Below are 19,497 nucleotides of genomic sequence, written 5' to 3' on the forward strand. Positions count from 1 at the left end.
AACACCGTAGCACTGACCTGGAACACCTCCCCTGGACAGCCTCGGGCACGTGCACGCCAAGGCGTCAGCGTGTTCATGCGCTACGCTGTGCGGATGAACGACGATTCCCGTTTCCTGCATGACCTGCAACGCCGCCAAGCCGATGGCGAGCACCTGCGTTATCTGTGCTTCTGGGGCCACCAGCCGCCGCGCATGGGCGTGGCGGCGTCGTGTTTCAGCCAGTGGTATGACGCAGGTTTCAGCATCGATGGCGTGCACTACCGCACCGCAGAACACTACATGATGGCCGGCAAAGCGCGACTGTTTGGTGCCACCGACATCCTCGAACAGGTTCTCGCCAGCCGCACGCCTGACAAGGTGAAAGCGCTGGGCCGGAAGATCGAGGGCTTCGACGAGGCTCTCTGGGCGCAGGCGCGCTACGCCCTGGTGGTCGAAGGCAATCGGGCCAAGTTCTCGCAGAATGCGGCGCTGGGTGATTTTCTGCGCGCCACGGCAGACCAGGTTCTGGTGGAAGCCAGTCCGGTGGATTTTATCTGGGGAATCGGCCTGGCCAAGGATCACGCCGACGCCCACAACCCGGCGCGGTGGCGCGGATTGAATCTGCTGGGGTTTGCGCTGATGGACGTGCGGGACACGATGTAACGCGCATCCACGCGTGGCGTGGATCTACGGGCACGGCGGGCGAAACGGATCGCCCGGCAAAGAAAAGGCCGGCTTTCGCCGGCCTTTTCCCTATTCCATTGCAGCGGGACTTACAGCGCCTTGGCTGCTTCCACCACGTGCGCGGTGGTGATGCCGAAGTGCTGGTACAGCTTGTCGGCCGGGGCCGAGGCACCGAAGGTGTCGATACCGATCACTGCACCGTCCAGGCCGACGAACTGGCGCCAGAAGCCGGTAACGCCAGCTTCGATGGCCACGCGCTTGCGCACGGCGTTCGGCAGCACCGATTCGCGGTAGGCCGCATCCTGGCGCAGGAACACATCGGTGGACGGCATCGAGACCACGCGGGTCTTCAGGCCGGCCGCATCCAGCTGGGCCTTCGCTTCGGTCGCCAGCGAGACTTCCGAACCGGTGGCGATCAGGATCACGTCCGGAGTGCCGGCAGCATCGGCCAGCACGTAACCACCGCGCTCGATCTGTGCGATCTGCTCAGCGTCGCGCGGCTGGTGCGGCAGGTTCTGGCGGCTGAACACCAGGCAGCTCGGGCCGTCCTGACGGGTGATCGCAGCCTTCCAGCTCACGGCCGACTCGACGGCATCGCACGGGCGCCACACGTCATTGTTCGGGATGTAGCGCAGCGAGGCCAGATGCTCCACCGGCTGGTGGGTCGGGCCGTCTTCGCCCAGGCCGATCGAGTCGTGGGTGTAGACGTGGATGGCGTGGGCCGGGATCAGCGCGCTCATGCGCACGGCATTGCGGGCGTAATCGCTGAACACCAGGAAGGTGGCGTCGAACGGGATGAAACCACCGTGCAGGGCCAGGCCATTGGCGATCGCGGTCATGCCGAACTCGCGCACACCGTAGTACACGTAGTTGGCATTGGCATCGTCGGTGGCGACGGACTTGCTGCCCTTCCACAGGGTCAGGTTCGAGTGCGCCAGGTCAGCCGAACCGCCCACGATTTCCGGCAGCAGCGGCGCGAACGCCTCGATGGCCAGCTGCGACGCCTTGCGCGACGCAATGGTCTGGCCTTCGGCGGCAACCTGGGCGATGTAGGCGTCGGCCTTGGCGATGAAGTCGGCCGGCAGATCGCCATGCGAGCGGCGGGTCAGTTCAGCAGCTTCGGCCGGGTACTGCGCAGCGTACTTGTCGAACTGCTGCTCCCACTCGGCCTGGCGCAGGGTGCCGGTACCGCCGGCACGCCAGCCGGCGTAGATCTCTTCCGGAATCTCGAACGGGCCGTAGTTCCAGTCCAGCGCCTTGCGGGTGGCTTCCAGTTCGTCCTTGCCCAGCGGTGCGCCGTGGCTGGATTCCTTGCCGGACTTGTTCGGCGAGCCGAAACCAATGGTGGTGCGGCAGCAGATCAGGGTCGGCTTGCCGTCCTGCGACAGGGCCGCTTCGATACCGGCCTTGATGCTCTCCGGATCGTGGCCATCGACGCCACGGACCACGTTCCAGCCATAGGCCTCGAAACGCTCCGGGGTGTTGTCGGTGAACCAGCCTTCGGTGTTGCCGTCGATGGAGATGTGGTTGTCATCCCAGAAGCAGACCAGCTTGTGCAGGCCCCAGGTGCCGGCCAGCGAGGCGGCTTCGTGGGAAATGCCCTCCATCAGGCAGCCATCGCCCATGAACACCCAGGTGCGGTGGTCGACGATTTCCAGCTCCGGGCGGTTGAAGCGCTGTGCCAGCAGCTTCTCGGCCAAGGCAAAACCGACGGCGTTGGCGAAACCCTGGCCCAGCGGACCGGTGGTGGTCTCCACGCCCGGGGTCTCGTGACGCTCCGGATGGCCAGCGGTGTGGCTGCCCAGCTGGCGGAATGCCTTCAGCTGCTCGATCGGCAGGTCATACCCGCTCAGGTGAAGCAGCGCGTACTGCAGCATCGAGCCGTGGCCGTTGGACAGCACGAAGCGGTCGCGGTTGAACCACTGCGGGTTGTTCGGGTTGTGACGGTGGTAGTCGTTCCAGAGGACTTCGGCGATGTCGGCCATGCCCATGGGCATGCCGGGATGGCCGGACTTTGCGGTTTCAACCGCATCGGCGGCGAGGAAGCGGATGGCGTTGGCCAACTGGCGACGGGTAGGCTGCGTCATGGTTCTGTCGGAATCGGGAGGCGGCCGCGGAACTGCGGGCGGCCTATTGTCCCACAGACGCCCGGCAGGGTCAGGTCGACCAGGGCATTAGTGCCGGCCGTTGGCCGGCAACGTCGTGATCTGCGCTGGATTCCGCATATGAAGAGGGGTCGGAGCCCCTTCCTGCGGAAAGGGATCCGACCCCGATCAGGCATTGCCTGGGTCAGTTGTCCAGACGGGCCGCGGCGGCAGCGGCCTCGGCCGGAGTGTCCGGCGCTTCGCCCTTGGCCACCAGCGTGGTCAGGGCCAGGTCGCCGGTCACGTTCAGCGCGGTGCGGCACATGTCCAGGAAGTGGTTCACGCCCAGGATCAGACCGATGCCCAGCGGATTGACGCCGACCATCGCACAGATCATCGCCACCACCGGCAGCGAGCCGGACGGCACACCGGCCGTACCGATACCACCAAGGATGCAGACCGCCATCACCATGACCTGCTGGCCGATGCTCAGGTCGACACCGAAGAACTGGGCCAGGAAGATCACCGTCACGCCCTCGAACAGCGCCGTGCCGTTCTGGTTGGCGGTGGCGCCCACGGTCAGCACGAAGCGCGACACGCGCTGCGGCAGGCCCATCTGGTCGGCCACGCGCAGCGCGGTCGGCAGGGTGGCGTTGCTGGAGGCGGTGGAGAAGGCCATCACCGTGGCCTCCTGGGTCTGGCGGAAGAACGCCAGCGGTGAACGGCCCGACAGCCATACCGCGGTGCCGTAGGTCACCACCATGTGCAGGCCCAACGCCAGCACCACCACGCCCACATACGCACCCAGGCGGATGATCAGATCGAAACCGAACAGCGCGGCCAGGTTGAACATGAAGCAGGCCACTGCATACGGCGCCAGGCGGATGACCAGGTTGATCAGGGTCATCGAGATCTCAAACACGCCTTCGATGGCGCGACGCAGCGGGGCGACCTTGGCCTCGTCGGTCAGCACCATGCCGATGCCGAACATCAGCGCGAAGAACATCAGCGACAGGATCGCGCCATTGTCGGAGGCGGCCTGCAGCACGTTGCTCGGCACGATCGACAGCAGCATGTCCATGCCCTTCGGCGTGCCATGGATGCCAGCAACGATTTCCTTGCTGCGCTCGGCATTCTCCGACAGCATCAGCGCGGCCACCTGCGGGTCGACGCCGGCACCGGGCTTGAGCAGGTTGACCAGCACCAGGCCGATACCCACCGCGATGCCGGACAGCAGCACGGTGTAGGCCAGCGTCTTCCAGCCGATGCGGCCAAGGGCGCGGATGTCGCCCATCTCCGACACGCCCATGATCAGCGCCGAGAAGATCAGCGGCACGATCAGCATGAAGATCAGGTTGAGGAACAGGCCCGACGCCGGGGTGGTGACGTAGTCCATTACCCACTTGGCACCGGTCTGCAGGCCTTCGATGCTGCCGCCCAGGGCATGCACGATCAGTCCCAGGACCAGGCCGATCGCAAAGCCGATGCCCATCTTCCAATGCAGGGGCAACTTCTTCTTGTCGGCAGCAGCTGCTGTCATGCGCGGGATTCCTCGAAAAATGAATCTACTCTAACAAAGCGCGCAAGCCGCGCCGGTTCAGGGTTGCCGCGGCGGATACAGCGGCGGCAACCCAGTGTCGACGGCACCGGTGGCGGCCGACCAGTGCGGTCCGTCACGGAAGCTTTCGCGCAGGCGGGCCCGCAGCGCGCTGACATCCCCCATCCCGCCCCAGCGCGCCTGCTGCAACGCCTGCAGGGTCTGCCGCTGGGCCGGATCGGCCAGGCGCTCGATCACCTGTTCCAGGCGTTCCACGCCGGCCATCGAACACAGCAGCGCCTCTACCTGGTCGAAGCCCTCGCCATCGATCGCCCGGCGCAGCTCGGCCACGCTGGCACGCGAGGACGTTGCAGGGGCACTGGCTCCTGGCCGGGGAACCGGATGGGTGTGGACGACGGCACGGCGGCCACGTCGCCATCCCCATGCCAGGGTCAACAGCCATAGCAGCGCCAGGCCTGCGGCGGCCGCCATCCACGGCCACGGCCGGGAACTTGCTGCGGTGGGTGCAAGAGAGGATGCAGCGGTGGGTGCGGCGTCTCCCGGCAACGCGGCATCGGTGTCGATCGGTTGTGCCACCGGCGCGCCGGCCCGGCCTGCGGCCACGGCCAGTTCCAGATCCGGCAGGCTGGCCTGCTGGGCACTGCCACTGTCCACGTTCCACCAGGCCACGCGCGGCCCGGGCACACGCAGGGATCCAACCTGCCGCGGCACGATCGAATAGCGACGGGTGATCTTCAGGCGTGGCGTGCTGCCGTTGAAGGTCTCCTCGTACTGGGCAGGTTCGGCGAACACCTGTGCGGCGTCGCCGAGGTCGGGCACGGGCAGATCGGTGAACTGGGCCCGGGTAGCGCCATTGGCGATCGCTTCGACCATCACGGTGGCCGCTTCGCCCGTGCGCGCACTGCTGGGTGCGGCGGTGTAGCGCAATTGCAGGCTGTGCAGGGGCAGCCACGGCTGCACGGCCTGCGCCGGTTGCGCCTGCACCTGCAGCGTGCGTTCGGCACCGACGGCATTCATGCGGCCATCGCCACCGCTCCCGAAGAAGTCATCGAAGAATCCACCTGCACTGCGGCCGGTGAAGCGCGCGCCCGGCAGGCGCAACGCCCCGCTGCGCTCGGGGATCAGCAGGAAGCGACGTTCGACCACGTTGTAGCGACGGCCGTTGACCTGGCGCACGTCGCTGCGATCCTCCCCCACCCGCTGCAGCGAAGCGCCACTGGGTGTGTCGAGCACCAGTTCGCCCGACGCCAGCTGCGAGGCGAAGTACAGCCTGACCACCACGCCCACGCTCTGCTGCACGTAGGGCGTCGGGTCATCCACCTCGGTTTCGATGAAGGCGGTGGCATTGCTCTGCGGGGTGGCCACCACGGCATCACTTACCTGCAGCACCAAGGGCACCGTGCGAGCTGCGCCTACCTGTAATGAAGGCACCTGCAGCGTACCGGTGCGGCGCGGCGTCAACGCAACCGTATAGAGGTTGCGCTGCTGCACACCGCCATTGCTCCACTGCACCTGGCGGTTGCTGCTCTGCGCACTGAGCACGAAATCGGCATTCAACGGTGCATAGTCTGGCGCGCCCTGGTCGGTCTCGATGTGCAGGGTGACCGCATCACCGGCGGCGATGCTGTCCTGCTCCAGCCAGGCGCGCGTCTGCGCCATGGCCACCATCGGCAGCCACAGCAGCAGCATCGCCAGCACAGGCAGAGGCCACCGGATTTGCCTGCTCGCCATGCCTGTCATCGCCCTTCCCTCTTTCTACGTTCGTTTTCCAACTGGAACTTGGCCCGCAGCAGTGCCCCCGGATCATCCGGCACGCGCCGCATCCACGCCTCTACGGCCTGCTGTTCCTCACGCTGTTGCGGTGTGCCGCCATCGCCGCGCACTGCTGCCTTGCCGGCTTCGCCGGCGCGCGCCTGCTGCAGGGCCTGCTGCATGCGCTGGCGCTGCTGGGCATCGGCCTGCGCCTGGGCCTGCGCGTCGGCTGCCTGCGGCGGCTCCTGCTTCGCCCCCTGCTCGCCGGCACCTGCAGACGCCGGGTTCTGCTGGCCCTTCTGGCCCTGCGGTTCCTGCTGGCCTTGTTGGCCTTGTTGGCCTTGCTGGCCCTGCTGCTGATTCTGCTGACCTTGCTGGCCTTGCTGGCCCTGCTGCTGATTCTGCTGACCTTGTTGGCCTTGCTGGCCCTGCTGGTTCTGCTGCTGTCCCTGCTGCGGCTTCTGCTGCCCCTTGCCCTGCCCCTGGCTGTTGTTCGACGACGACTTGCGCTTGCGCGCGGCGTCGACCACCGCACGGTTGGCGACGGCGTCGGCCATCTGCGGGTGGCGCGCCAAGGCCTTGTCGTAGGCGGCGATGGCACCGTCGTAGTCGCCCTGGCGGGCAAGCACGTTGCCGAGGTTGTACCAGCCCGCATCGCTGTCGATGCCTTCGAACTGCTTGCGGGCAGTGGCGAAATCACCTTGACGGTACGCCTGCACACCCTCGGCCAGGCGTGCATGCTCACGCTGGTCGGCACGTTCCCACATCGTGCCCGCTGTCGGCGCAGCCATGGGCGCGCGCGGCTGTGCCTGCAACTGCCCGCTCAAGGGCAGAAGACCCACGGCCAGCACCGCCGCCAGCACCGCGCGGCGACGGAACGCCAGCAGTGCCAGCAGCATCACCGGCGGCAACAACCAATAGCCTTCGTCCTGCCACTGCCGGGCCTGCCCGGGCCGCTGCAACGCACCGCCGTCGCTGGCATCAAGTACGTCCAATGCCTTCAGGTCGCGATCATCGCTGGCGATGCGCTGGTAACGCCCGCCACCTGCGGTGGCGACGGCGCGCAGGCTGGTTTCATCCAGCGCGGCCTGTGCGATCTGGCCTTGACCATCGCGATAAGCGGCGCCGGATGGTGTGCCCAGGCCCAGCACCGACACCTGCAGGCCGAGGCCACGCGCCTGCGTTGCGGCAAGCGCCGCTTCGCTGTCAGCCTGGTCGCTGACCAGGAGGATCTGGCCGCGCAGGGCACCGGTCTGCCGCAGCAACCTGACCGCCCAGTCGATGCCACGGTCGGCGCGCTGTCCATCACGCGGCATCACCTCCGGCGACAGCGCGTCCAGGTACAGCGCCACGTTGGCAGCGTCGTCGGTCAACGGCGCCACGGTATAGGCATCTTCGGCATACACCACCAGACCCACCTGGCCGCCTTGACGGGCGCGCAGCAGCGCACCGATCTTTGCCCGCGCCTGCAGCAGGCGCGAGGGTGGCAGGTCGGTCGCGGTGATGCGGCTGGAGAGATCCAGCACCACCACCAACGGCGCACTGGCCTGATAGATCGGCTGCGCCTGCTGCCTCCAGCTGGGGCCAGCCATCGCCAGTGCCGCCAGGGTCCAGCCCAACAGCAATGCCCATGGCAGGCGCGTGCGTCGCTTGCCCTCGCCCGCCAGGAGCTGCGACAGCAGATGGGCGTCGACCGCCTGCCGCCACGCGTCGCTGCGCCGTTGCCGGTAGATGGCCACGGCGACGATCAACGGCAGTGCCGCCAGCAGCCACAAGCCGTCCGGCCGCAGGAAATGCAACGCACTCCACTCGAACGCGCTCCAGTCGGGCATCTTCAGAAAAGTGGCGCTCATCGGCGACGCTCCGGCCATACCCACGCCAACGCACCCAGCAGCAAGGCGACGGCCAGTGGCCATGCATAGCGCTCGTTGCGCGGACGCAGTGTCGGTCCCTTCGCTGCGATTGGCTCCAGTCTGTCCAGTTCGGCATAGATGCCAGCCAGCTGGTCGGTGTCACGCGCACGGAAGAAGCGGCCGCCGGTCATCTCGGCGATCCTGCGCAGCGTTGCCTCATCCACCGGGTCGCGGTCGGCGGCCACGGGAATGCCGAAGAACCGCGCACTACCGTCGCTGCCAAACGCCACGGTGTGCACGCGCACCCCTTCGGCACGCGCCAGCTCGGCTGCGCGCAGAGGTTCCAGCACACCGGCGTTGCTGACGCCGTCGGTCAGCAGGATCAATACACGCTGCCCTTCGGGCTGATTGCGCAGGCGTTTGACCGCCAGCGCGATGGCGTCACCAATGGCCGTCTCGCGCCCGGCAAGGCCAACCACGCTGTCGCGCAGTTGATCGCGCACGCTGGACAGATCCGCAGTCAACGGTGTGAGTGTGTAGGCACGATCACCGAACACCAGCAGGCCGACGCGATCGCCGGCACGACGGTCCAGGAAATCGGCCAGCACCGCCTTGGCTGCGGTCAAGCGCTCCACCGCCTGCGCACCAAGCACCATGTCCGGCTCGCTCATGCTGCCGGACACGTCCATCGCCAGCATCATCTGCCGGCCTTCCTGCGGCGGGGTGATCGCCTCACCCAGCTGCTGCGGACGCGCCATCGCCACGCACAGCGCCAGCCAGCCCAGCCACAGCAAGCCGCTGCGCAGCCAGGAAACGCCGACACGACCGCCGCCAGCCAGTGCTTCCAGTTCGGCAGCGGCGTAGGGCACGCGCAACGCAGCGCCCGGATCGGCCCGCCGCTTCCACGCCAACATCAGGATCGGCAACGGCAGTGCCAGCAGTGCCAGCGGCCAGGCCAGCTGCAGATCCGGCCATGGCCAGTAAGCTGCAAGCGCGCTCATCGGCGGCGCTCCTGCAGCAACGCCAGGTAGCGCGCCCGCGCCCACGCGCGCACGTCGGCCACGGCAGCGGCATCCACGTGTGGACGATAGGCCCCCTCGGCCAGCAGGTTGCGCTGCGCAGGCGGCAGGGTGTCCTTGGGGTCGATATGCTGCCACCACGCGTCATCGCGTAGTGCCTCGCTACCCGGTCGCGCCTGACGCGCCGCACGCCGCAGCAGGCTGGCGATGGCCGCAAGTTCCGACGGCGCGCCGTTCACTGCCGCAATCTCCTGATCGAACACGCGCATCCACTGCTGGCGGCGGCGACGACGACGCCATGCCACCGCAGCAACGATGGCCAGCAACAGCAGAACCAATGCGATCAGCATCAGCCAGCCAGGTGCGGGGGGCCACCACGCTGGCGAGGGCGGCAACTGCACGTCGCGCAGTGGCAGGGAGGCACTCATGCCGGCACCTCCGTCGGTGCCGGTGCCAGCCAGGCGTCGCTGGCCGCATCGGTGGACAGCACCTGCACATCGACGCGACGCGCGGCAAGCTGGCTGCGCAGCTGCTGCAGCGGTTCAACGAAATGCGCCTGCCAGTGCGCCTGCACATCGCTGCGGCGCAGGTCCAGGCCGATGCGCTGCTGCGCGGCGAGAAACTGCAGGGGCGCCGTTGGCGGCTGCAACTCAAGCGGATCGACCAGCAGCAGCAGACTCAGGTCATGGTGCTGGGCCAACGCGCTCCAGCGCGCCGGCGGAATCCGGATCGCCTGCTGCGGATCGGCCAGTACCAGCATCCGGGCGCCGGGACGCAGCACCCGACCGGCATGGTCCAGCGCGCGTTCCAGGCCAAGGTCATCGGCAGGTGGCTGCGCGTACCAGCGCGTGAGTGCATCGAGTACGCGCAGTACGCCGCGGGCACCGCCGGCCGGCGCGATCGGCGCCTCGCGGTCACTACCGCGCAATGCACCGATGCGGTCGCCGCGGCGCTGCGCGGACCATGCCGCAACCGCGCCAGCGCGTGCTGCCTGCACCGACTTGAAGCGCACGCGGGTACCGAAGTACAGCGCAGGTGAAGTATCGGCAACGATCAGGGTGACCCGTTCGCGTTCTGCCTGGAACAATTTGGTGTGCGTGCGCCCGGTGCGCGCGGTGACGCGCCAGTCGATGTGGCGCGCGTCGTCGCCCGCCACGTATTCGCGCGATTCTGCATATTCCATGCCGCGTCCGCGCAGCGGCGAAGGCGCTTGCCCGGCGCTGCCCGCGCGCCCACGACGAGGCGGCGGCGGACGCTGTGCCAGGCGGCGCAATGCCACCAGCTCGGCCAGTTGCGGTCGCAGGCCATCGCCTTCGCTGGCACCCGGAGCAGGTCCGTTGGTCGTGCCGATCATGCGCGCGCTCAGGGCGCCGGTACCCGGGCCAGCAGCTCCTGCACCAGGCGCTCACCATCCCAGCCTTCGGCGATGGCTTCATAGCTGGGCAGTACCCGGTGGCGCAGCACATCGGCGGCCACGGCACGCACGTCGTCGGGAGTGACGAAATCACGCCCGGCCAACCACGCCCGCGCCCGTGCGCACCGCTCCAGCGCGATGGAGCCACGCGGGCTGGCGCCCCACGCGATGCGGCGCGCCAGCGAGGCGTCGTAGCGCGAGGGGTCGCGCGAGGCCAGTACCAGCTCGATCAGGTAGCGTTCCAGCGCAGGGGCCATGTGCAGCTCCAGCACCTCGCGGCGCGCATCGAAGACATCCTGCATCGGCAGTTTTTCCGGCGTCGCTGCGGCCTCGCCAAGTGCGCCGCGGGCGCGCTCGCGCGCCAGCCGCAGGATCTCCGACTCGGCCGCCTGGTCCGGATAACCAATGCGTACGTGCATCAGGAAACGATCCAGCTGCGCTTCCGGCAGCGGGAAGGTGCCTTCCTGCTCGATCGGATTCTGCGTGGCCATCACCAGGAACAGCGACGGCAGCGCATAGGTGTGGCGACCGACGGTGACCTGGCGCTCGCCCATCGCTTCCAGCAGCGCGGACTGCACTTTGGCCGGCGCACGATTGATTTCATCGGCCAGCAGGATCGGGTGGAAGATCGGCCCCGGCACGAACTCGAAACGGCCTTCCTGTGGGCGCCAGATCTCGGTACCGGTCAGGTCCGAAGGCAGCAGATCCGGGGTGAACTGCACACGTGCGAAGTCTGCTTCCAGCCGCGCCGCCAAGGCCCGGATGGCCGTGGTCTTGGCCAGGCCCGGGGCACCTTCCACCAGCAGGTGGCCATCGGCCAGCAAGGCAATGAGCAGGCGTTCGACCAGCGCCGCCTGGCCGACGATCTCGGCCGACAGTGCATCGCGCAGATCGCTGAAAGCCGCATGCAGGCGCGAGGTGGTGGGGGCAGGCGGCGGAGAAATGGATTCGGGCATCGGCGGAGGCAGGTTCATGGGGGCCTTTGACCGGCGCGGGATGGCTCGGGTTCCCCACATCATCGCAGGCCGTCCGGCTGCTGGCATCAAGAACGGCTGAACAGCCTCCACGCAGGGCGGATCTATTGGGCATGACGTGATCCACCCATGCCTTATCCACGCATGGCGTGGATCTACTGGAGAGGCGCGGCGTGGATCTACTGGCCCCGCCCGGTGTGGATCCATCGTCGATCCTCCCGCGCAAACGAAGCGGGGCCGCACTTGGCGGCCCCGGTCGGATACAGCAGATGTGATGCCTCAGTTCTGGCGGGCCACGCGCAGGACCTTCGGGGTCACGAACACCAGCAGTTCGGCCTTGTCCTTGTTGCGACCACGCTTCTTGAACAGATTGCCCAGGAACGGCACATCGCCCAGGAACGGCACCTTGCTGACACTGTTGCGGTCGGTGAATTCATACACGCCACCGATCACCACGGTCTGGCCATCTTCCACCAGCACGGCGGTATTGACCTCGCGACGGTTGATGGACGGCACGGTACCGTAGCCCTGCAGCTGGATCAGCTGATCGACCTCGTCCTTCTTCACCGCCATGTTGAGGAACACGCGGTTGTCGTTGGTGATGGTCGGGGTGACCTTCAGTTCCAGCACCACTTCCTTGAACTGGACGTTCGGGGTGGCTACACCGCCAGCGCCGCCGCCACTGATGGTGACATAGCCGATTTCCTTGCCCTGTTTGATCAGCGCTTCGCGCTGATTGGTGGTCACCACCCGCGGGTTGGAAATCACTTCACCACGCGACTCTTCCTGCATGGCGGACAATTCCACATCAAGCAGATAGCCTGCGTTGAGGATGGACAGCGCCAGCGAACCTGGATTGCTGGCCGTTGCCACCGGCAGGTTCCAGTTCAGGCCGCGGGTGATGGCCGAACCGACCGACACCGGCGGCGGGCCCACGCGGCCACCGGCGATCCAATCGCGCTCAGCCTTGGCGTTGGTGCTGGCGGTGTCCACCTGCGATTCGCGGGTCTTCCGATTGGCCTCAAGGTCGCCGCTGAAGTACACGTTGTCACGGCTGCCGCTGATGCCGAACTTGGCACCCAGTTCGCGCGCGAACGTGTCGGTGGCGATGACGATGCGTGCTTCGATCAGCACCTGGTCGACCGGGCGGTCGATGACACTGATCAACTCGCGCATGCGCGCGATCTTCTTCGGAATGTCGCTGATCATCAGCGTGTTGGTGCGCTCGTCGGCGACGATGCGACCGCGTCCCGAAAGGAAGCCACTTTCTTCCTGCGAACTGCCACCACCACCGCCACCGCCGCCACCACCACCACCGCCGCCGATTCCCTTGGCTTCGGTCAGCGCTTTGAAGATCTGCGTGGCGCTGTGGTAGTTGATCTGGACGTAGTCGGTGACCAGGTCTTCGCGGTTCTCGATCGCGATGCGCGCGTCTTCCTTCTCCTGCTCGAACTTTGCCAGCTCGGACTGCGGCGCAACCCACACCACGCTGCCGTCACGACGCTTGTCCAGGCCCTTGGCACGCAGCACGATATCCAGCGCCTGGTCCCACGGCACGTTGACCAGACGCAGGGTCACATTGCCCTGCACCGAGTCGGAGGCCACCACGTTCAGATTCGACTCTTCGGCAATCAACTGCAGCACGGTCCGCACCGGCACGTCCTGGAAGTTGAAGGTCACCGGCTTGCCGGCGTAGCCGCGCTGCGGCACGCCCTTGGCGGCTTGGGTCACGCTGCCGGCAGTGACTGCGCCGACGGCGGCCTGGGCCTGCCGCGGGCTGATCTCGACCACATACTCGTTGCCACTCTGGTAGGCCAGCGACTCGACCGGACCGCCCGTGCTCAGCACCAGCTGGGTGCCGGCTCCGGACGGCTTGGCGTCGATGCGCTGCACCGGAGTGGCGAAGTCGGTGACGTTCATCGGCTTCTGCAGGTTGGCCGGCAGGCGTGCGTTGCCGACATCGACAACCACGCTGTTGCCCTGGCTGCGCAGGTCGGGCATGGCGCCCTGGCCGTCGAACTGCAGGATCAGGCGGCCCGCGCCGTCATCGCCACGCTTGAAATCGATGCGTGCGACCGACAGGCCTGCCGGTGCAGCGGCCGGCGTGGCGGCCAGCGCCGTGCCGGTCGGCTTTTCCGACGGTGCGGCGGCCAGCGCCGGAGCGCAGGCCAGCATCAACGCGACTCCCAGCGCGCTGATGCGGTTCAAGGTAGAGCGCCGGATGGGACGCAGCCCCTTGGCTTGGTGAAAGGTCATCGTGCTATCCCCAGTAAACGATCATTGATCTTCCAGCGCGAGCGTTGCTGGACGTTCCAGCCAGCCACCCGCGCCATCCGGCACCAGTTCGATCAGCTCCACGCGGTCTTCAAAGACCGCGGTGACCCGCCCGTCGCTCTGCCCCAGGTAACCACCGGGACGCACCCGATAGGTCACCTTGTCCGGCCCCATCACCAGCGCCACAGTGCCGGCGCCTGTTCCGATGGTGCCGACCATGTCCAGCGCGTCCAGCGGGAAGCCTTCCATCGGCTCCTTGCGCCGGTTCGGATCTGGCCGCAGTCCCCCATTCCCCTGCTGCGGGTTGGTCCAGGCATCGGTAAACGGATCGCGCATGCCCTGCGCGGAGTATTCAAAGGTCTCGAACTGCTGCATCACCGGCAGCGGTTCCAGCGGCTGCGCCGGTCGCGCACGCTCGCTCTCGACCCACTTTTCCAGATTGGGTGCATCGCCCGGCGTGCTGGTCACGCCGCGGCCACAGGCGGCCAGCAGCAGCACGGTCAACGCCATACCACCACGCGCAATGAAGGAACGGATCACTTCTTCGCCTCCTTGCCCGCTTCAGCCTTCTGCTGTTCGGCGACCTCGGCCTCATCCAGGTAACGGTAGGTCTTGACCGTGCCCGACAGTTCCAGCGCACCGGCGCGGATGTTGCCGCCGGTCTTGTCCTTCGGCTTGAGGTTGATGTCGTGCATGGTCAGGATCACCACCCGCGGCAACGAGGCCACGCCGCTGACGAAGGCGCCGAACTGGTGGTAACTGCCCACCATCCGCAGCTTGATCGGCTTCTCGGCGTAGAACTCCTTGATCTGCTCCTGCTCGGGCTCGAACAGCTCGTTGGCCAGGCCACTGGACAGCGCGGTCTGCGAGATGTCGATGATCAGGTCCGGCATTTCGGTCTTGCTGGGCAGCTGCCGCAGCATCTGCTGCAGCACCTGCTCCATCTGTGCCAGCTGCTGCTTCAACGGCTCCAGGTTGACCGCGCGTTCCTGTTCCTTGGTGAACTCGGCACGCAGCTCGGTTTCCCGCGATTCCAGGCCCGCCAGCTCCTCGCGCTTGCCGCTGATCAGCAGCATCCAGAGCACGAACATGATCACCAGGGCGATCAGCGAGCAGAACACGATCTTCGCGTTCCTCGGCCAATTGCCGATGTCGTTGAAGTCCAGGTTCTTGATGTCGACTTTCTTGCTCATGCGCGATCCCCCTGCATCGGGGCGTGGAAGGCCTGCGGAGGCTGCGCCAGGCGGCTGCCCTCAGACTTGGGTGCGGGTGCGGCTGGTGCAGGCGCGGCCGGCGCAGGCGTTGCCGCCGGTGCTGGGGCCTGTGCCGGAGCAGTTGCAGGCGTGGCTGCCGGTGCCGGAGTCGATCCCGGCGCCGGTGCGGCAGCAGCCGGTGCGGCGGCGTCCGGCCCGGCGCTGAGCGGTGCGACCGTCGGTGCCGCCGGCGTGGTGCCGGCCACACTGCCATCCGGGTTCAGGCCCGGCGTGGCGCCTGCTTCCTCGCTCTGCGCAGGCAGCTTGACCTTGACCTTGAACACGTACGGCAATGCCTTGATGTCAGCCACCGGGCCGGTCGCGCGCCCGTCCTTGTCCTTGTCAGGCTCACGCGCCTCGATGATCGCCAGCTCCGGATTGGTCATCCAGCCGGAAACTTCGAGATTGCGCATGTACGCCGAGACACGGGCGTTGGACTGGGTGCGGCCCTCCAGGGTCAGCACGTCGCCTTCCTGCTGCAGAGCGGTGAGCACCACGCCATCGGGGATGGTGCGGACCAGCGCATCGAACAGGTGGACCATCTGCGAACGCTTGGCCTGCAGCTGTTCGATCACCGCCTTGCGGGCCAGCAGTCGATTCTTCTGCTCGTCGAGGCGGTCGATTTCCTTGTTCTGCTCCTTGACCTTGTCGATCTCGGTCTGCAGGTAGGCATTGCGGTCATTCTGCCCGCTGACCTGCATGTCGTAGTAGAACCAGATCAACAGCGACAGCAGCAGGCCACCCAGGGCGGCCATGCCCAGCATGATGCCGAACTCGCGCTGGCGTTGCTTGCGCCGTTCGGCGCGCCAGGGCAATAGATTGATGCGTGCCATCAGTCAAAGCTCCTCAGCGCCAGACCGGTCGCGATCATCAGCGCGGGGGCATCCTGGGCCAGCGCGTGCGCCTGCACCTTCGGCCCCAGGGTCATCTGTGCTAGCGGGTTGGCGACCACGGTCGGCACGCCCAGCTGTTCCTCGACCATCTCCGGCAGGCCTGCAAGGGCAGCACAGCCGCCAGCCAGCACGATGTGATCGACGCGGTTGAACTCGCTGCCGGCGTAGAAGAACTGCAGCAGGCGGCTGATCTGCTGGACCGTGGCTTCCTTGAACGGTTCCAGCACTTCCATCTCGTAGCTTTCCGGCAGCCCGCCCTGGCGCTTGGCCAGACCGGCTTCCTCGTAGCTCAGGCCATAGCGGCGCATGATCTCGTCGGTCAGCTGCTTGCCGCCGAACACCTGTTCGCGGCTGTACAGGCTGCGGCCACCGCGCAGTACGTTGAGGGTGGTCATGGTGGCGCCGATATCAACCAGCGCAACCACGCCCTCGGCCGACACCGGCAGCTCGCTGGCCACCAGGGCGAAGGCGTTCTCGACCGCGAAGGCCTCCACGTCCATCACCTTGGCCTGCAGTCCGCCCAGTTCCAGCGCGGACTGGCGCAGTTCGACGTTTTCCGAACGCGAGGCCGCCAGCAGCACCTGGACCATTTCCGGGTTGTTCGGGATCGCCCCGATCACCTCGAAGTCCAGGTTCACTTCCTCGATCGGATACGGAATGTAGTTGACCGCTTCCAGCTCGATCTGGGCTTCCATGTCGTTCTCGTCCAGGTCGGCCGGCATCGGGATCACCTTGGTGATCACCGCCGAACCAGCCACGGCCGCAGCAGCCAGCTTGGCCTTGCTGCCGGAACGGTTCATCGCCCGGCGGATGGCCTCTCCCACGGCCTCCACTTCGACGATGTTCTTCTCCACCACCGCATTCGGCGGCAGCGGTTCCACGGCATAATGTTCCACACGGAAACGGTTGCCGCTGCGGGAAAGCTGCAACAGCTTTACCGCAGTCGAACTGATGTCGACGCCAATGAGCGGCGACTGACTTTTTGGGATGAGCCCCACGGTTTCTCCCCTGCCGACGGGCACTTGGACGCAAGAGCTGCGTCCGCGCATTAATAACGTATTCTTAGCAAATGGCAACCGCCCTGCTGTGACATCCCTCACAGGATGAACACGCAGCCCCTGGCGTCCCCTTGCACTCCCCAGTGCCGGCCCCAGCCGCCACCTTGCGTAATCTATACTCTGCGACCACGAAATTCGCAATCGGAATCTGACACCGATGACCCGTCTCCGCCGCTGGCTGCGCTGGATCTTTCTTGTTGTCCTGGTCCTGGCGCTGGTCGGAGCGGCCGCCGTTGGCGGCCTGTACTACGCCGTTTCTTCCAAGCTTCCCGACGTGCAGACCCTGCGCGACGTGGAAATGCAGGAGCCGATGTACGTCTACGCTGCCGACGGCAAGCTGATGGCGGTATTCGGTGAGACCCGGCGTACCCCCATCACCATGAAGGACGTGCCGGAGAAGCTGAAGCAGGCGTTCCTGGCCACCGAGGATGCCCGTTTCTACGAGCACGGCGGCGTGGACTACAAGGGCATCGGTCGCGCGGTGTGGCTGCTGGCCACCACCAACGACAAGCGCGTGCCCGGTGGCTCCACCATCACCCAGCAGGTGGCCCGCCAGTTCTTCCTCAGCTCCGAGTACAGCTATACCCGCAAACTGGCCGAGATCCTGCTGGCGCGCAAGATCGAGTCCGAGCTGAGCAAGGACGAGATCTTCGAGCTGTACCTGAACAAGAGTTTCTTCGGCAACCGCGCCTACGGCGTGGCCGCCGCCGCCGAGTTCTACTACGGCAAGAAGCTGGGCGAGCTGGACCTGGACGAGATGGCCTCGCTGGCCGGCATCCCCAAGTTCCCGTCCTCGGGCAACCCGATCTCCAACCCGGAGCGCGCCCGCCAGCGTCGTGACAACTACGTGCTGCAGCGCATGGCCGACCTGAAGTTCGTCAGCCAGGCCGAGGCCGATGCGGCCAAGGCCGTGCCGATGCACGCCACCGCCCACGAGCCGCCGGTGCAGGTCGATGCCCCGTACGTGGCCGAGCTGGTGCGCCAGGAAATGATCGCCCGCTTTGGCGGCGACGTGGTCAACAAGGGCTACCACGTCACCACCACCATCGATTCGACCCTGCAGACCGCCGCCAACCTGTCGGTGCGCGACGGCCTGCTGCTGTACGACCATCGCCACGGCTGGCACGGCGTGGAGAAGCAGGTGCAGCTGGGCGCCGGCGATGACGCCGCGGCCCTGGCCGAGCACCTGCGTGGCATGTTCGGCCAGGCCGGCCTGCTGCCGGCCATCGTCGCCAGCACCGGCGCCGACGGCAGCGCCACTGTGGTGCTGGCCAACCGCAGCGAGATCGTGCTGCCGGCCGGTGCCGCCAAGTGGACCAACAAGAGCCCGGCCAAACTGGTGCAGCGCGGCGACATCGTGCGCGTGCGCGCCGGTGCCAAGGAGGGCGAATGGCTGCTCGACCAGCTCCCGCGCGGCCAGTCCGCCCTGGTTTCGCTGGACGCCCACAGCGGCGCCCTGAAGGCGCTGGTCGGCGGCTTCAGCTTCTCCGGCAACAAGTTCAACCGTGCCACCCAGGCCCGTCGCCAGCCCGGTTCGAGCTTCAAGCCGTTCGTCTATGCGGCCGCCTTCGACAAGGGTTACAACCCGGCCTCGATCGTGCTCGACGCCCCGGTCGTGTTCCGCGACCGCCGCGGCAAGACCTGGGCACCGCAGAACGACGGCGGCGGCTTCCGCGGCCCGATGCGCCTGCGTGAAGCGCTGGTGCAGTCACGCAACCTGGTCTCGGTACGCCTGCTTGATGGCATGGGCGTGGACTACGCGCGCAAGTACATCAGCCAGTTCGGCTTTGCCGAATCCGAGCTGCCGCCGAACCTGTCGATGTCGCTGGGTACTGCCTCGCTGACCCCGCTGTCGGTGGCCCGCGGCTATGCCGTGTTCGCCAACGGCGGCTCACGCGTGGACACCTGGCTGATCGACCAGGTCAACGACCGCGATGGCAACCTGGTGTTCAAGGAAAACCCGGCGATGGCCTGCCGCGACTGCGCCGGCAGCAGCGACCAGCCGGTGAACCAGGTCGTGGACGGCTTCAACTTCGGCGCCCCGGCACCCAAGGTCGATGCCTCCGCCGCCACCAAGCCGGAAGCCAAAACCGAAACGCCGGCCGCACTCGCCAACCCGGACGCGCGTACCGCACCGCGTGCGATCGACGCCCGTACCGCCTACCAGCTGGTGTCGATGATGCGCGACGTGGTCCAGCGCGGCACCGGCGCGCAGGCCAAGGTACTCGGCCGCGAAGACGTGGGCGGCAAGACCGGCTCCACCAATGATCACCGTGACGCCTGGTTCTCCGGCTTCGGCGGCCCGTACGTGACCACCGTGTGGGTGGGCCGCGACGACTTCCGCTCGCTGGGCTACCGCGAATACGGTGGCAAGGCCGCCCTGCCGATCTGGATCGACTACATGCGCACTGCGCTGAAGGACACCCCGATCGCACAGAACGAACCGCCGAGCGGCATGGTCCAGGCCACCCTCAACGGTGCGGTGGAGTGGGTGAAGGTGGAAGACATGGACCGCCTGACCGACTACGACCTCAACCTGCAGAGCACCCCGCAGGCTGACGCGGCCGCGTTCGATATCTTCTGAAGCCAGGGGGGGTGGGGTGCCAACCGTTGGTTGGCACCATGGCCCGACGTTGCCCTGGTAGTCGCCAACCTCGGTTGGCGCCGATGCATCCGCCGGGCATGGCCCGGCGCTACCCCGG

15 protein-coding genes are annotated in these 19,497 nt (G+C 66.9%); 2 read left to right on the forward strand and 13 right to left on the reverse strand.

From position 1 onward, the window contains the following. Positions 1-75 precede the first annotated feature (75 nt). The gene (locus J2X70_RS18515; protein ID WP_223483267.1) at positions 76-642 is read left to right on the forward strand and encodes an NADAR family protein; all 567 of its coding nucleotides are present in this window, start codon (positions 76-78) and stop codon (positions 640-642) included. 110 nt (positions 643-752) lie between these two features. Here J2X70_RS18515 and tkt read toward each other — a convergent pair whose 3' ends face one another. From tkt to J2X70_RS18580, 13 genes are all read right to left on the reverse strand, one after another. Beyond that, on the reverse strand, positions 753-2,750 hold the full coding sequence (gene tkt / locus J2X70_RS18520) for a transketolase (RefSeq protein WP_032977193.1): 1,998 nt from the start codon (positions 2,748-2,750) through the stop codon (positions 753-755). Between the two features lie 202 nt (positions 2,751-2,952). Beyond that, positions 2,953-4,287, reverse strand: a complete 1,335-nt coding sequence (locus J2X70_RS18525; protein WP_025874240.1) for a dicarboxylate/amino acid:cation symporter — start codon at positions 4,285-4,287, stop codon at positions 2,953-2,955. Positions 4,288-4,344: 57 nt separating this feature from the next. Further along, positions 4,345-6,045, reverse strand: a complete 1,701-nt coding sequence (locus tag J2X70_RS18530; RefSeq protein ID WP_025874239.1) for a BatD family protein — start codon at positions 6,043-6,045, stop codon at positions 4,345-4,347. After that, the gene (locus J2X70_RS18535; protein ID WP_309911602.1) at positions 6,042-7,910 is read right to left on the reverse strand and encodes a tetratricopeptide repeat protein; all 1,869 of its coding nucleotides are present in this window, start codon (positions 7,908-7,910) and stop codon (positions 6,042-6,044) included. Before J2X70_RS18535 ends, J2X70_RS18530 begins: the two co-directional genes overlap by 4 nt. Beyond that, positions 7,907-8,911 (reverse strand): VWA domain-containing protein, encoded by a 1,005-nt coding sequence (locus tag J2X70_RS18540; protein WP_025874237.1) that lies wholly within the window; start codon positions 8,909-8,911, stop codon positions 7,907-7,909. Before J2X70_RS18540 ends, J2X70_RS18535 begins: the two co-directional genes overlap by 4 nt. Beyond that, entirely contained in the window at positions 8,908-9,357 is a 450-nt protein-coding gene (locus tag J2X70_RS18545) for a DUF4381 family protein (protein WP_140226638.1), read from the reverse strand. The genes J2X70_RS18540 and J2X70_RS18545 overlap by 4 nt, the downstream gene beginning before the upstream one ends. Continuing rightward, complete coding sequence (locus tag J2X70_RS18550; protein WP_309911606.1) at positions 9,354-10,283, reverse strand: DUF58 domain-containing protein; 930 nt, start codon at positions 10,281-10,283, stop codon at positions 9,354-9,356. Before J2X70_RS18550 ends, J2X70_RS18545 begins: the two co-directional genes overlap by 4 nt. A gap of 8 nt (positions 10,284-10,291) precedes the next feature. Then, a complete protein-coding gene (locus tag J2X70_RS18555) occupies positions 10,292-11,317 on the reverse strand; it encodes a MoxR family ATPase (RefSeq protein ID WP_100436853.1) in 1,026 nt (341 codons plus the stop codon). A gap of 279 nt (positions 11,318-11,596) precedes the next feature. Continuing rightward, positions 11,597-13,573, reverse strand: a complete 1,977-nt coding sequence (locus J2X70_RS18560; RefSeq protein WP_080150607.1) for a type IV pilus secretin PilQ family protein — start codon at positions 13,571-13,573, stop codon at positions 11,597-11,599. Between the two features lie 21 nt (positions 13,574-13,594). Next, positions 13,595-14,131, reverse strand: coding sequence for a pilus assembly protein PilP (locus tag J2X70_RS18565; RefSeq protein ID WP_170919634.1), 537 nt, complete (start codon positions 14,129-14,131; stop codon positions 13,595-13,597). Then, on the reverse strand, positions 14,128-14,784 hold the full coding sequence (pilO, locus tag J2X70_RS18570) for a type 4a pilus biogenesis protein PilO (RefSeq protein ID WP_032977008.1): 657 nt from the start codon (positions 14,782-14,784) through the stop codon (positions 14,128-14,130). Before pilO ends, J2X70_RS18565 begins: the two co-directional genes overlap by 4 nt. Continuing rightward, on the reverse strand, positions 14,781-15,677 hold the full coding sequence (locus tag J2X70_RS18575; RefSeq protein ID WP_279208881.1) for a PilN domain-containing protein: 897 nt from the start codon (positions 15,675-15,677) through the stop codon (positions 14,781-14,783). Before J2X70_RS18575 ends, pilO begins: the two co-directional genes overlap by 4 nt. Beyond that, complete coding sequence (locus J2X70_RS18580) at positions 15,677-16,735, reverse strand: pilus assembly protein PilM (protein ID WP_032951624.1); 1,059 nt, start codon at positions 16,733-16,735, stop codon at positions 15,677-15,679. Before J2X70_RS18580 ends, J2X70_RS18575 begins: the two co-directional genes overlap by 1 nt. 217 nt (positions 16,736-16,952) lie before the next feature. On the opposite strand from J2X70_RS18580, the gene J2X70_RS18585 reads away from it, so the two are divergent. Further along, positions 16,953-19,379, forward strand: a complete 2,427-nt coding sequence (locus J2X70_RS18585) for a penicillin-binding protein 1A (RefSeq protein ID WP_309911610.1) — start codon at positions 16,953-16,955, stop codon at positions 19,377-19,379. Positions 19,380-19,497 lie beyond the last annotated feature (118 nt).

Source organism: Stenotrophomonas sp. 1337, assembly GCF_031455455.1.
Taxonomy (GTDB): Bacteria; Pseudomonadota; Gammaproteobacteria; order Xanthomonadales; family Xanthomonadaceae; genus Stenotrophomonas; species Stenotrophomonas indicatrix.